The following is a 12,420-nucleotide window of genomic DNA, read 5'->3' as shown; positions in this document are numbered from 1 at the left end:
ACAACAACCGTACGACCAAAGTACTACCGCCGATTCGTCCTGTGCCAATTGACCCTGTCGAAGGCACGCGGGACTCTTTGACTGTCTTTCCGGGAGAGAGCACCTCATGAAAGGGTTTTCCAAAATAGGCTGGGCGGCCCTCGCCCTGCTCGGCGCCTTCTGTCTGGGCACCGTGGCCTTGCGGCGCGGCGAACACATCAATGCGCTGTGGATCGTCGTCGCCGCTGTTTCGCTGTACCTGGTCGCCTACCGCTTCTACAGCCTGTTCATCGCCAACAAGGTGATGCAGCTCGATCCGACCCGGGCCACCCCGGCGGTGATCAACAACGATGGCCTGGACTACGTGCCGACCAACAAGCACGTGCTGTTCGGCCACCACTTCGCCGCCATCGCCGGTGCCGGCCCGCTGGTCGGCCCGGTGCTGGCCGCGCAGATGGGTTACCTGCCCGGCCTGCTGTGGTTGGTGGTGGGCGTGGTGCTGGCCGGTGCGGTACAGGACTTCGTGGTGCTGTTCTTGTCCAGCCGCCGCAACGGACGTTCGCTGGGTGACCTGGTGCGCGAGGAGATGGGCCAGGTGCCCGGAACGATCGCGTTGTTCGGCGCGTTCCTGATCATGATCATCATCCTGGCGGTGCTGGCGATGGTGGTGGTCAAGGCCCTGGCCGAAAGCCCGTGGGGCATGTTCACGGTGATCGCGACGATGCCCATCGCGATCCTGATGGGGGTGTACATGCGCTACATCCGCCCCGGCAGGATCGGCGAGATTTCGGTGGTCGGCCTGATCCTGCTGCTGGCCGCGATCTGGTACGGCGGCAAGGTCGCCGCCGATCCGGTGTGGGGCCCGGCGTTCACCTTCACCGGCACCCAGATCACCTGGATGCTGATCGGCTACGGCTTCGTTGCCTCGGTGCTGCCGGTGTGGCTGCTGCTGGCCCCGCGCGATTATCTGTCGACCTTCCTCAAGATCGGCACCATCATCGCCCTGGCTATCGGCATCCTGGTGGTGATGCCGGAACTGAAGATGCCGGCGCTGACCCAGTTCGCCGCCAGCGGCGATGGCCCGGTGTGGAAAGGCGGCATGTTCCCGTTCCTGTTCATCACCATTGCCTGCGGTGCGGTGTCCGGCTTCCACGCGCTGATTTCCTCCGGCACCACGCCGAAGCTGCTGGCCAATGAAGCGCACATGCGCTACATCGGCTACGGCGGCATGCTGATGGAATCGTTCGTGGCGGTGATGGCACTGGTCGCGGCCTCGATCATCGATCCGGGCATCTACTTCGCGATGAACAGCCCGGCAGCGGTGATCGGTGCCGATGCTGCATCGGCCGCGCACTACATCACCAACACCTGGGGCTTCACCATCACGCCCGAGCAGCTGACCGCGACTGCGGCGGCCATCGGTGAACCGACCATCCTGCATCGTGCCGGTGGCGCGCCGACCCTGGCAGTGGGCATCGCGCAGATCCTGCACGAAGCAATTCCCAGTGGCAGCGACGCGATGATGGCGTTCTGGTATCACTTCGCGATCCTGTTCGAAGCACTGTTCATCCTGACTGCGGTGGACGCCGGCACCCGTGCCGGCCGCTTCATGCTGCAGGACCTGCTTGGCAACTTCGTGCCGGCGCTGAAGAAAACCGAGTCGTGGACCGCCAACATCATCGGTACCGCCGGCTGCGTGGCGCTGTGGGGCTACCTGCTCTACACCGGCGTGGTCGATCCGTTCGGTGGCATCCAGACGCTGTGGCCGCTGTTCGGCATCTCCAACCAGATGCTGGCGGGTATCGCGCTGATGCTGGGCACGGTGGTGCTGTTCAAGATGAAGCGTGACCGCTACGCCTGGGTGACGGCGGTGCCAGCCATCTGGCTGCTGATCTGCACCACCTACGCCGGCTTCATCAAGATCTTCGACAGCAACCCGGCGCAGGGCTTCCTGGCGCAGGCGCACAAGTTCCAGGCCGCGATCGCCAGTGACACCATCACCGCGCCGGCCAAGTCGGTGGCGCAGATGCAGCAGATCGTGGTCAACGCCTACGTCAACACCGGCCTGACCGCGCTGTTCCTGCTGGTGGTGGCCTCGGTGCTGGTGTATGCGGTCAAGACCATCCTGGCTGCCCGCCGCAATCCGCAGCGCAGCGACCGCGAGACCCCGTACGTGGCATTGAAGCCGCATGAAATGGTGGATCTGTGATGAGTACGCAACTGGTTCCCGTCGGCCAGTACCAGGCACACCGCCGCATCTGGCGGCGCCTGGTACAGACCGCACGCCTGTGCTGTGGGATTCCTGACTACGACAACTATGTCCGGCACATGCTGGAGAAGCATCCGGACCAGGAACCGATGGACTACAAGACGTTCTTCCGCGAGCGCCAGGAAGCGCGTTACGGCGGACGCAACGGCGGTCGCTGCTGCTGAGGTATTTGGGTGGGTGCCGGGCTTGCAGCCCGGCGCCCGCCGAAGCCGGAGCAACTGCAACTGCAACTGCAAGAGCGTCGGCTCTGGGTTTCTGTTTGTTTGGCGGGGCGGTGTCGGATTGCCGGTGACGGCGAGACACATGCGGGGTCAGATCCGTTCTCCGAAGGAAAACGGATCTGGCCCCATTCTGTTTATAGATATCTGACCGATGTGCCGACCAACGGTCGGCCCCCACCCACAGCCGCGTGAAACTCGAAAGCGGGGTGGGTCCGGTTGCGGGGGCGTGAGCGCCATGGATGGCGCGACCGAGCCTCCATGGACGGATTTACGGGGTCCCCCGCAACCGGACCCACCCCGCCATCCCACGGAATGCCGCTTCGGCTTTCGACGTTGCCGTTGATTGAAGCGGGTGCAGGGCTGCAAGCCCTGCTGGCCTACTCCACCAGAGTGATGGGCGTGAGAGTGACCTTCGCGTTGTTGGCCGCCCCCATGCGATCGGTGTACGCCTGACCACGCTGCAGCATGTAGAAGCTGTCCAGGTAATCGATGTCGTTGGCGAACCAGGACGACGGCATCGCCTTGAGGATCGCACCTGCGATGTCGGCAATGACCGCATACTCCGGCGCGAACGCGCCCAGCGCGGTCTTCACGCCCGTGGTCAAGGCCACCAGCAACTCCTGGTAGTTGGTGTCGCCGTCATCCTCGAACAACTGCACGTTGGCCGCGTTGAACCGGTAGTTGCCCCAGATCACCAGCGCCTGCTGCGGGGTGTAATCGGTCTTGTCATAGTCCAGGTACGGCATGTCGACCGTGACCATTTCCGGTTCGGTCTTGTCGACCTGCAGGCCGGAAACGACAGCGAATACCTCTGCCGCGCCCAAGGCCCATGGCTCCTGGTCCTCGGCCAGGCGGATGCGGTCCAGCCGGGTGATGTCCAGCGACGCGCTGGCATCATTGGCGGCGATACTGATGCGCTCGGGCGACTGCAGGCCGCGCGCGCGCAGCCCGGCGTTGACCAAGGCCATGCCCTCGGCCACCGAGCGGCGGGTATCGACATCGACGATCAGCACGGGGAAATCCGGGGCCTGCTTCGCGTCCAGCACATGTGCGCGGCCCTGGGCGTCGTAGGCGGTCAGCGTGGTCCAGTCGCGGTCATTGCCACGCGGCAGGCTGGCCACCCACAGCTCGCGCGTCGCAATGGCATCCAGCGACGCGCCTTCGGGCACGTAGGCACGCAGCTGCAGCAGAGAGGGCCCCTGCTCCGGCAGGCCCTTGCGCAGCCGCAGCAGCCCGTCCTGCCGGGCCAGGCTGCTGCTGGCCAGCGTGCGCGCCTGCGGATCGAACCGCGTCATCACCTGCTGCAGCGCCACGCCGCGCTCCGGCGCCGCGCGCAGGGCCGAGCGTGCGGCGTCGGCGAAGCCCGGTTGCGCGATCAGCGCAGCGACATCGCGCGCACTGGCATCGGTGATCGCCTGCACATCGCCGGGTCGCGCCTGCAGCGGGGCCTGTGCCAGCGCCGAAGCGCTGCCCAGCATCAGCGCGAGCAGCGCCGATGCACGAAACATCCATTGATTCGTCATGAACATACCTGTCGGGAAAGCTGGCAGCCGCCAGCGGAGGCTGCGCCGCGAGCCCCCTGCTTCCCCTCGCGACGCATGCCGCCACGCTACGTGGCACACGCCCGACATTCCGTTATCCGCCGCACAGATTCGGCAGCGGCTGGCGCATGCGTCACGCCCCGCAGCCGCCGAGCACGGGCTCGGCGCTGCAGCCCCGCGTGATCAGGCGTTGGCCATCCACTTCAGGATCAGGCCGGTGACATACGCCAGCCCGGTACCGGTGGCATAGCCCACCGTGCCCAGCAGCACGCCCACCGGGGCCAGCGTCGGATGGAACGCCGCCGCCACCACCGGTGCCGAAGCCGCCGCGCCGATGTTGCCCTGGGAGCCGATCGCGAAGAAGAACAGCGGCGCGCGCAGCAACTTGGCGACGATCCACAGCACCAGCACGTGCGTGGCCATCCAGATCGCACCCAGCAGGAACAGCCACGGCCGATCCAGCAGCGACAGCAGGTTCATCTGCATGCCGATGCAGGCGATCAGGAAGTACAGGAACACCGTGCCCAGCCGCGAAGCACCGGCCGCTTCCAGCCGGCGCGCGCGGGTGAAGCTCAGGCCCAGGCCCATCGCGGTAGACAGCAGGATCACCCATACGAACTGGCTGTCCAGGCTGAACTGGCTGGCCCAGCTGACGTTGGTCTTGAACCAGCCCGACAACGGTGCAGCGATGGCGTGGGCCAGGCCAACGCCGCCCAGTGCCACGCCCACGATCACCATCAGGTCGGTCATGCTGGGGATGCGTGCGTTCTGCGCCTCATAGGCACTGATGCGTGCCTTCATCTCGTCGATGGCGCGGGTGTCGGCCCCGTTGCGGGTGTCGATCTGCTGCGCGCGGTTGGCCAGGAACAACAGGATGGCCATCCACAGGCTGGCGCAGGCTACGTCGACCACGGCGAACTGGCCGAAGGTGGTGGCATCGGTCCCGAACACTTCCCGCATGGCGACCATGTTGGCGCCGCCGCCGATCCAGCTGCCGGCCAGCGCGGCCATGCCGGCCCAGGTATCACCGGCTACGGTTTCCGGGTGGATCAGCTTCATCAGCTGGAACGAGACGATGGCGCCCAGCATGATGCCGGCAGTGCCTGCGCAGAACACGATCAGCAGTTTCGGGCCGAGCTTGATGACCCCTTTCAGGTCGATCGACAGGGTCAGCAGCACCAGCGCGGCCGGCAGCAGCACGTCACGCGCGACCGGGTTGTACAGCGAGGTGTTGTGGCCATCGATGACACCGGCGGTGTTGTAGATGGCGGGGATGAAGTAGCACAGCAGCAGTGCCGGCACCCAGGCGAAGATCTTCTTCAGCAGCGGGGTCGGGCCGCTGGCAGCCCAGAAGATCAGGGCCAGGGTGGCGGCGATCAGGCCCAGTCCAACGATGTCGTTGCTGATCAGGGCAGTAGCGGGTTCGGTCGGCATGGGATCCTCTGTCGATCGAAAGAGCGGAAAAAAAAGCGCCGCATAAAGCGGCGCACCCCGAGATTAACATTGTCTTCACGCCGGGTCATGCTGCAGTGCCGGCTGCCCTCTCCCGGAGCCTCCCCATGCAGCTCGGCGCCTTCTCTGTCAGCCTTTCGGTCAAGGACCTGGCGGCCTCCCGTGCGTTCTACGAGGCCCTGGGCTTCTCGGTGACCGGCGGCGAGCCGGCACGGCACTGGCTGGTGATGCGCAACGACGGCATTGTGATCGGCCTGTTCCAGGGCATGTTCGAGGGCAACCTGCTCACCTTCAATCCCGGCTGGGACCAGTACAGGCAGGAACTGCCCCATTTCCAGGATGTGCGCGAGCTGCAGGCCGAGCTGGATGGCAAGGGCATCGAGCTGGCGGTGCGCACCGATCCGGAGGGGCAAGGCACCGGGTATGTGCAGTTGGCCGATCCGGATGGCAACGTGATCCTGATCGACCAGCATGTGGCACGCCCGAACGCGCGGTGACACGGCCAGCCGGGGCTGGGTCGACGGGCAGCGTGCCAAGCAGGTTGGTGGCCGGATCAGCCCGGTCGTGATGCGCTGAAGTCGAGGACAGCGCGCGTGCCGCGCGGCTCGCAGGGATCCAGCTGCAGGGTCCAGCCGAGGTGTTCGCACAGCCGCGCGATCAGGTCCAGGCCGATGCCGCCGCCGCGGTCGGCGCGCTCGCCGCGGGCCATCCGCGCGTGGATCGCGGCGATCTCCTCCGGGCTCATGCCGTGCCCCGGGTCCTGCAGGGTCAGCACCGCCGACGGACTCAGCCGCAGCTCGATACGGCCGCGCCCACTGTTCTCGATGGCATTGCGCAGCAGATTGCCGATCGCGGCCTGCACAACGGCCAGCGGCGCGACGATGTCCACCGGCGCAGCCTGGATGCCGATGCTCAGGTCCTTGTCACCCAGCAGGTGGCGGTGGTCATCGACGATCTCCGGCAGCAGCTGGTCCAGCGCGATGCGCTCGGCACGCGCGGCCAGTCGCGCCGGATCACGGGCCAGCACCAGCAGTAGCTCGATCAACTGTTCCACGCTCTGCGCGGTGCGCAGCACGCGCTGCATCTGCTGACGCGCGCGCTCGGGCAGCCCCGGCTGCTCCAGCGCCAGCTCGGCAGCGCCGGTCATCACCGCGATCGGCGTGCGCAGTTCATGGCTGGCGGTGCTGATGAAGACCCGCTCGCGTTCGACGAACTGCTCGTTGCGGTCCAGATAATCGTTCAGCGCATCGGCGATGGTGTGCAGCTCCGAGCTGCCACGCGGATCGACCTCGATGCGCTGGCCCTGAACGCCCGGCCGCAGCGCGGCGATGTGCTGCGCCAGCAGGCTCAACGGGCGCACCATGCGTTCCATGCCGAACGACGCCATCAGCACGGTGACGAAGATCATGATCACCCCGGCCAGCATCACCCAGCGCGTGGCGAACTGTTCCAGGTCATGGAAATCGGAGATGTCCAGAACCAGCGCGACCCGGCCCATCGACTCGGTTTCGCGCACCATCACCGCCGTCTCACGCCCCTTCACCATCACGCCGTCATGCAGCCCCGGATGCAATGTGCGCAGGCCCTCGGGCAGGTTGACCGCATCGAACCGGTACAGGCTGAGCGTGTCCGAATCCTGCCAGCGGTAATGCGGCTCGTGCTCGACGTGCTCGACGATGCTGTCCAGTTCGGAATTGAGCAGTGCGCGCCAGGCGGCATGCTCGGCATGTTCATGCACATAGTTGCCGACGCTGAACACCGCGATCGACAGCAGCGCCAGGTAGCCCAGCAACCACCACACCACGCGCCGGTACAGCGGCCCCGGCTTACGCGCCTTCATCGTCAACCTTGCCCGCATCGCTGGCGGTGGTCACCGCCAGCCGGTAGCCCACCCGCGGCAGGGTATGGATCAGTTTCTCGACGAACGGACCATCGACGCTGCGGCGCAGTTCGTAGACATGCGAACGCAGCAGATCGCCATCCGGCGGTTCGTCGCCCCACAGGGCGAATTCCAGCTGCTGGCGGGTGACCGCGCCTGGACTGGCACGCATCAACACCTCCAGCAGCTTGCGGCAGGCCGGGTACAGGTGCAGCACCTGGTTGCCGCGCTGGGCCTCAAGGGTCGCCAGGTCCAGCACCAGGTCGCCGACCTGCAGGCGCTTGCGCGGGTTGCGGCCTTGCGCACGCAGCAGCAGCGCCTCCAGCCGCACCTCCAGCTCGGGCAGGGCGAACGGCTTGGTCAGGTAGTCGTCGGCACCGGCGCGGAAGCCGGCGATCTTGTCCGGCAGGTCGTCGCGCGCGGTCAGCATGATCACCGGCACTTCCGAGGCGTGCTCGGCGCGTAGCCGGCGCAGTACTTCGGGACCCTCCATGCGCGGCAGCATCCAGTCCAGGATCACCGCGTCATAGGGATGGCTGCCGGCCAGGTGCAGCCCGGTAATGCCATCCGGGGCCACATCGAGCACGTGCCCGCGCGACTCGAAATAGTCGAACAGGTTGGCCACCAGCTGGCGGTTGTCCTCGATCACCAACAGACGCATGCACGAAACATCCACGGAAGTTCGTACCATGGTAGCGCTGCGCATGTCGGAATGCGGTCGCCGTGCCCACCTCCGACGCTTTTCCCACCGCTGCCATCCCAGAATGGCCGTTTTGCTCCCGGAGCCTGCCGTGCCCGTAGCCCTGCCCCGCCGTTGGCGCCTGCCCCTGTTGTGGCTGCTGATCATTGCTGCGTTGGCAGCCGGCATCGGCCTTCGCCAGCCGCAGCCGCCGGACGAGCCGCGCTTCGTGCTGGCGGCCCGCACCATGGTCGAAAGCGGGCAATGGCTGCTGCCGCACCGGGGCGTGGAGCTGTACGCGGAGAAACCGCCGGTGTTCATGTGGCTGCAGGCCGCCGCCTACGAGGTGGTCGGCAGCTGGCAGTGGTCGTTCCTGCTGCCGTCCTTGCTGGGCGCCCTGCTCAGCCTGTGGCTGGTATCGGACCTGGCGCGCCGGCTGTGGTCGCCACGGCACGCGGTCTATGCCCTTGCCGCACTGTTCTGCACCCTGCAGTTCGGGCTGATGGCCAAGCGCGCGCAGATCGACATGGTGCTGGTGGGCATGACCACCGTGGCCCTGTGGGGCCTGATGCGACACCTGTGCGAACGCCGCAATCTGCCCGCGCTGTGGCTGGCCGGCTTTGCCGCCGGCGTGGGTACGGTGACCAAGGGCGTGGGCTTCCTGCCGCTGTTGATGGTGCTGCCCTGGTTCGGCTGGTGGCTGTACCAGCGCCGTCGTGGCTACGCGGTGGAGGCCCCGCATCCGGCCACCCTGCTGTGGCTGATCCCGGCTTTCCTGCTGGGCGTGGGCGTGTGGCTGGCGCCGCTCGGCTGGGCCCTGCTGCACACGCCCAGCGCCGAACTGCAGGCGTACGCGCACGAGTTGTTGTTCAAGCAGACCGGCACCCGCTATGCCAACGCCTGGCACCACCGGCAGCCCGCTTGGTACTACCTGCAGGTGATCCTGACCCTGTGGCTGCCGGGCAGCCTGCTGCTGCCGATGCTGTTCAAGCCGTGGTGGCGCCGCCTGCGCCGTGGCGACCGCCGCCAGTGGCTGCTGCTGGGCTGGGCAGTGCTGGTGCTGCTGTTCTTCAGCGCCAGCCCGGGCAAGCGCGAGGTGTACCTGCTGCCGATGCTGCCGGCGATGGCGCTGGCCGTAGCGCCGCTGCTGCCTGGCCTGCTGCGCCGCCTGTGCGTTCGCCGCTACCTGTTCGGCTACAGCGTGGTGCTGATGCTGGCCACCGGCGTGCTCGGCGTGATGCTGATGACCGAGCACCCGTGGGCCGTGGCCCAGTTGGAGCGCCGGGCGATGCCTGACACCCTGCTGCCGGTGCTGGGCGATGGTCTGCTGACCTTCGCCATCGCTCTGGCCACCCTGATCGTATGGCTGCGGGTGCGCCGTGCGGCGACGCTGGTGCTGCTGACCCACGGCATGCTGTGGATGCTCTACGGCTTGGTGCTGATCCCGGCGCTGGACCCCTACGCCTCGGCTTCGGCGCTGATGCGCCGGGTCGGTGCACGGATCGGCCCGGACGCTGAGCTGGCGCTGGTCGCTTGGCGTGAGCAGAACCTGCTGCAGGCCGACCGCCCCGCACGCGAGTTCGGCTTCAAGCGGCCCTGGGCCGAGCAATGGCACGACGCCGGCCCGTGGCTGGCCGAGGCGCCTGGCAAGCGCTGGCTGCTGGTGCTGGACGATGCGATGAGCCCCTGCGTGGATCCGGCCAAGGTGATCGATATCGGTGTTGCCAACAGGAATCGTTGGCAACTGCTTCCCGGTACCGCATGGAACCCGGGCTGCCATGCCGAGCGGACAGGATCGACCGCCGAAGAAGACTGAACGTTGACATGGGCCGGGCAAACATTAACCCGGGACGAACGAGCGTCCGACCCTTCTCCGACATCAAGGTGACGAGCATGACCGCGGATTCCCGAACCGCCCTTGCCCAGCATGCCCGTCCGTCCCATTGATTCGGTAGCGCCGCTTGCGACATCGCCACTGGCGTCAAGATTTGCCGTAACTCACCTCTGGCTGCCTGTCGCAATCGGTCTGCCCCTGTTTACGCTGCTGATGGGTTTCGGCGGCGATCAATGGGTGGCCGACCACCTGTTCCGTCTTGAAGGCGGCCGCTGGGCGCTGCAGGACGCCTGGATCACCCGCTCCGTCGTGCACAAAGCTGGCAAATGGCTGAGTACGGCAGCGGCGCTGGTGGTAATGCTGCTGTGCTTCAACCACTGGTGCAAACAACGTGATCGCACCCTGCGATGGGCGCTGCTTTACGTCGTGATTGCCGTGGCACTCGGCACAGGCGTGATCTCCCTGCTGAAGTCGCGGGTGCCGATGGAATGCCCCTGGGACCTGCTGCGCTACGGCGGCCATCAGCCTTTCATCGGTCTGTTCACTCTGCGCCCGGAAGGCATGGCGGCACAGGCCTGCTTCCCGGCAGGCCACGCCAGTGCCGGCTATGCGTGGCTCTGCCTGTATTTCTTCGCCCTGCTGTGGCGGCCGTCCTGGCGCTGGGCCGGGCTGTGGATCGGCCTGGGCACCGGACTGGTGTTCGGCATCAGCCAACAGCTGCGGGGCGCCCATTTCCTCTCGCATGACGTTGCAACCGCGTTGATATGTTGGCTGCTTTCGCTGGGCCTGTACCTGATCGTCAAACGCGTTCTGACCCGCCGTCAGCTGGACCGTCCCAACCGCCAGGAGGCAAACGCATGAGTGCATCGGTCCAACGCCCCGCCCGCGTTCCTGCATTGGCGGGACTGCGCCACTGGCGGCCGCAGCTTTCCACCGAAGCACTGATTGCGCTGACCAGCCTGTTCTTCGCGGTCGCCGGCAACGGGCTGTTCTGGCACAGCGCCATGGCCAGCCACCCGGGCAGCCTGCGCTACGCACTGTCGCTGCTGCTGTTGCTCCTGGGCGCGCACGGCGTGCTGCTCGGCATCCTGGTCTGGCGCTGGAATGCCAAGGTGGTGATCAGCCTGTTGCTGCTGGTGACCGCGTTCGCCGCGCACTACATGAGCCGCTATCACATCTACCTGGATGCGGACATGCTGCGCAACGTGCTGGCGACCGACCCCAAGGAAAGCCGCGAGCTGATGACCGTGTCGCTGCTGTGGCCGGTGCTGCTGCTGGCCGTGCTGCCGATGGTGGTGCTGTGGCGCGTGCAACTGCGCCGCCGCAGCTGGGGCCGCAGCCTGCTGTGGCGCCTCGGCTTGCTGGTGGTGGCAGCGGTGACCGCCGTTGGCGGCGCGCTGATCTCGTTCCAGGACGTCTCGGCGCTGATGCGCAACCAGCGCGAAGTGCGCTATCTCGCCACCCCGGCCAACGTGCTGCTGGGGATGCCGCGCGCACTGCGTGGCGACAACCCGGTGCAGCGCGCGCCGAAGCTGCCGATCGGCACCGACGCCAAGGCCACGCCGCGTGCGCCGGCCAGCAAGCCGCGCCTGCTGGTGATCGTGATGGGCGAGACCGTGCGTGCACAGAACTGGGGCCTCAACGGTGGCCGCAACACGACGCCGGAGCTGGCCCAGGCCAGCGTGGTCAACTTCCCGGACATGCATTCGTGCGGCACCAGCACCGAGGTCTCGCTGCCGTGCCTGTTCTCGCCGTGGGGGCGCCACGAGTACGACGAAAAGAAGATCCGCGCGCACCAGTCGCTGCTGCACGTGCTGGACCGCGCCGGCATCGCGACGCTGTGGCGTGACAACCAGTCCGGCTGCAAGGGCGTGTGCGAGGGGCTGGAGTTCCAGTCGCTGTCCGACGCGACCACGCCGGGCCTGTGCGCCGATGGCCGGTGCATGGACGAGATCCTGCTGCAGGACCTGGCCACCCAGGTGCGGGCCAAGCCGGGTGACCGGGTCGTGGTACTGCACCAGCTGGGCAACCATGGCCCGGCCTACTTCGAGCGTTATCCGCCCGCGTTCCGCCGCTTCACCCCGACCTGCGACACCCGTGACATCGGCCGCTGCTCGCGCGAAGAGATCACCAACAGCTACGACAACGCCGTGCTGTACACCGATCACTTTCTGACCAAAACCATCGGTGCGCTGCAGGGCATGCCGGATTACGACACGGCGATGATCTACCTGTCCGACCACGGCGAGTCGCTGGGCGAGAAGGGCTTGTTCCTGCACGGCGTGCCGTATGCCATCGCGCCGGCCGAACAGACCCGGGTACCGATGACGATGTGGTTCTCGCCGGGCTTTGCCAGCAGCCGCGGGCTGGACCTGCAGTGCGTGCGCAAGCGTTCAGCGGCGTACACCGACCATGACAACCTGTTCCCGTCGGTGCTGGGCCTGATGCAGGTGAAGACCTCGCTGTACGAGCGCGATCGCGACGTGTTCGCCAACTGCGAGAGTTGAGGTTTGTTCGGCAGGGCTTGCAGCCCTGCACCTGCAGAGGCCAGAGCCGAAGCAACAGC

10 protein-coding genes are annotated in these 12,420 nt (G+C 66.7%); 6 read left to right on the top strand and 4 right to left on the bottom strand.

Features of this window, described 5'->3' with window-relative positions; all coding sequences use genetic code 11:
- Positions 1-106: 106 nt before the first annotated feature.
- Entirely contained in the window at positions 107-2,188 is a 2,082-nt protein-coding gene (locus QZ853_RS11410; RefSeq protein ID WP_295573150.1) for a carbon starvation CstA family protein, read from the top strand.
- Positions 2,188-2,412, top strand: coding sequence for a CstA-like transporter-associated (seleno)protein (locus QZ853_RS11405; protein WP_049467479.1), 225 nt, complete (start codon positions 2,188-2,190; stop codon positions 2,410-2,412). Before QZ853_RS11410 ends, QZ853_RS11405 begins: the two co-directional genes overlap by 1 nt.
- 434 nt (positions 2,413-2,846) lie before the next feature.
- Here QZ853_RS11405 and QZ853_RS11400 read toward each other — a convergent pair whose 3' ends face one another.
- Both QZ853_RS11400 and QZ853_RS11395 read right to left on the bottom strand, forming a co-directional pair.
- The gene (locus QZ853_RS11400; RefSeq protein WP_295573147.1) at positions 2,847-3,977 is read right to left on the bottom strand and encodes a DUF3103 family protein; all 1,131 of its coding nucleotides are present in this window, start codon (positions 3,975-3,977) and stop codon (positions 2,847-2,849) included.
- A gap of 216 nt (positions 3,978-4,193) precedes the next feature.
- Entirely contained in the window at positions 4,194-5,444 is a 1,251-nt protein-coding gene (locus QZ853_RS11395) for a DUF819 family protein (protein ID WP_295573144.1), read from the bottom strand.
- Between the two features lie 125 nt (positions 5,445-5,569).
- Here QZ853_RS11395 and QZ853_RS11390 point away from each other — a divergent pair, with 125 nt between their 5' ends.
- Positions 5,570-5,959 carry a VOC family protein gene (locus tag QZ853_RS11390; RefSeq protein WP_295573143.1) on the top strand — a complete coding sequence of 130 codons (390 nt, stop codon included), beginning with the start codon at positions 5,570-5,572 and terminating at the stop codon, positions 5,957-5,959.
- 56 nt (positions 5,960-6,015) lie between these two features.
- On the opposite strand, the gene QZ853_RS11385 is transcribed toward QZ853_RS11390, so the two are convergent.
- Positions 6,016-7,302: a HAMP domain-containing sensor histidine kinase gene (locus tag QZ853_RS11385; RefSeq protein ID WP_295573140.1), complete on the bottom strand. Its 1,287-nt coding sequence runs from the start codon at positions 7,300-7,302 to the stop codon at positions 6,016-6,018.
- Complete coding sequence (locus tag QZ853_RS11380; RefSeq protein ID WP_295573138.1) at positions 7,289-8,002, bottom strand: response regulator transcription factor; 714 nt, start codon at positions 8,000-8,002, stop codon at positions 7,289-7,291. The genes QZ853_RS11385 and QZ853_RS11380 overlap by 14 nt, the downstream gene beginning before the upstream one ends.
- Positions 8,003-8,132: 130 nt before the next feature.
- Between QZ853_RS11380 and QZ853_RS11375 the strand changes: the two genes are divergently transcribed.
- The 3 genes from QZ853_RS11375 (at position 8,133) to QZ853_RS11365 (ending at position 12,361) form a co-directional block, all read left to right on the top strand.
- Positions 8,133-9,836 carry a glycosyltransferase family 39 protein gene (locus tag QZ853_RS11375; RefSeq protein WP_295573136.1) on the top strand — a complete coding sequence of 568 codons (1,704 nt, stop codon included), beginning with the start codon at positions 8,133-8,135 and terminating at the stop codon, positions 9,834-9,836.
- Positions 9,837-9,947: 111 nt separating this feature from the next.
- Positions 9,948-10,715: a phosphatase PAP2 family protein gene (locus QZ853_RS11370; protein ID WP_295573134.1), complete on the top strand. Its 768-nt coding sequence runs from the start codon at positions 9,948-9,950 to the stop codon at positions 10,713-10,715.
- Entirely contained in the window at positions 10,712-12,361 is a 1,650-nt protein-coding gene (locus tag QZ853_RS11365) for a phosphoethanolamine--lipid A transferase (protein WP_295573132.1), read from the top strand. The genes QZ853_RS11370 and QZ853_RS11365 overlap by 4 nt, the downstream gene beginning before the upstream one ends.
- Positions 12,362-12,420 lie beyond the last annotated feature (59 nt).

This window comes from uncultured Stenotrophomonas sp. (genome assembly GCF_913778665.1).
Lineage (GTDB): Bacteria > Pseudomonadota > Gammaproteobacteria > Xanthomonadales > Xanthomonadaceae > Stenotrophomonas.
Note: the sequence above shows the minus strand (reverse complement) of the source record. Positions and strands in the feature narration are given on the sequence as shown.

Coding starts and splice junctions, on each gene's coding strand:
- QZ853_RS11380 (WP_295573138.1), bottom strand. CDS start 8,002: ATGCGTCTGTTGGTGATCGAGGACAACCGCCAGCTGGTGGCCAACCTG.
- QZ853_RS11405 (WP_049467479.1), top strand. CDS start 2,188: ATGAGTACGCAACTGGTTCCCGTCGGCCAGTACCAGGCACACCGCCGC.
- QZ853_RS11385 (WP_295573140.1), bottom strand. CDS start 7,302: ATGAAGGCGCGTAAGCCGGGGCCGCTGTACCGGCGCGTGGTGTGGTGG.
- QZ853_RS11370 (WP_295573134.1), top strand. CDS start 9,948: ATGCCCGTCCGTCCCATTGATTCGGTAGCGCCGCTTGCGACATCGCCA.
- QZ853_RS11390 (WP_295573143.1), top strand. CDS start 5,570: ATGCAGCTCGGCGCCTTCTCTGTCAGCCTTTCGGTCAAGGACCTGGCG.
- QZ853_RS11410 (WP_295573150.1), top strand. CDS start 107: ATGAAAGGGTTTTCCAAAATAGGCTGGGCGGCCCTCGCCCTGCTCGGC.
- QZ853_RS11365 (WP_295573132.1), top strand. CDS start 10,712: ATGAGTGCATCGGTCCAACGCCCCGCCCGCGTTCCTGCATTGGCGGGA.
- QZ853_RS11400 (WP_295573147.1), bottom strand. CDS start 3,977: ATGTTTCGTGCATCGGCGCTGCTCGCGCTGATGCTGGGCAGCGCTTCG.
- QZ853_RS11395 (WP_295573144.1), bottom strand. CDS start 5,444: ATGCCGACCGAACCCGCTACTGCCCTGATCAGCAACGACATCGTTGGA.